Origin of the sequence: Mesorhizobium sp. LNHC252B00 (assembly GCF_000502955.1) — a bacterium.
Lineage (GTDB): Bacteria > Pseudomonadota > Alphaproteobacteria > Rhizobiales > Rhizobiaceae > Mesorhizobium.
The window spans coordinates 1-475 of the sequence record NZ_AYWO01000121.1 but is presented as its reverse complement, the minus strand read 5'-3'; the positions used below and the strand labels follow the sequence as shown (position 1 = coordinate 475).

The window sequence follows — 475 nt, the reverse complement described above, 5'->3', positions numbered from 1 at the left end:
CTTTTGATCGTGGACGGCGCGGAGCACGCGTGTCGATTGCGGATCACGTGAGCGAGAAAACGCAATCAACGGAGAGCTCTTGCAGCAGGTTCGCCCGCGGCAAGCGCCTCGTTACATCTTCCGCCCGATCACATCTTCGGGAGCAGAACCTTGTCGATGACGTGGATGACGCCGTTGGACTGTTCGACATCGGCGATGGTCACATTGGCGACATTGCCGTTCTCGTCGGTGACGGTGACCTTGCCACCGTCGGCCTTCAGCGACAGCTCGCAGCCGCCGACCGTCTTGACCTTGTGCGTGCCGCCATCGGCCTTGGCCATGGACATCACATCCGCCGCCATCGCCTTGGCGCCGATCACATGGCAGGTCAGGATCTTGACGAGCTTGTCCTTGTTTTCGGGCTTGAGCAGCGTCTCGACCGTGCCGGCAGGCAGCGCGGCGAAGGCTTCATTGGTCGGCGCGAAGACGGTGAACG

1 protein-coding gene is annotated in these 475 nt (G+C 61.9%); it reads right to left on the bottom strand.

Features of this window, described 5'->3' with window-relative positions; translation table 11 throughout:
• Positions 1-128: 128 nt before the first annotated feature.
• The coding region (locus X744_RS139675; protein WP_023763254.1) for a fasciclin domain-containing protein at positions 129-475 on the bottom strand (347 nt) is incomplete at its 5' end.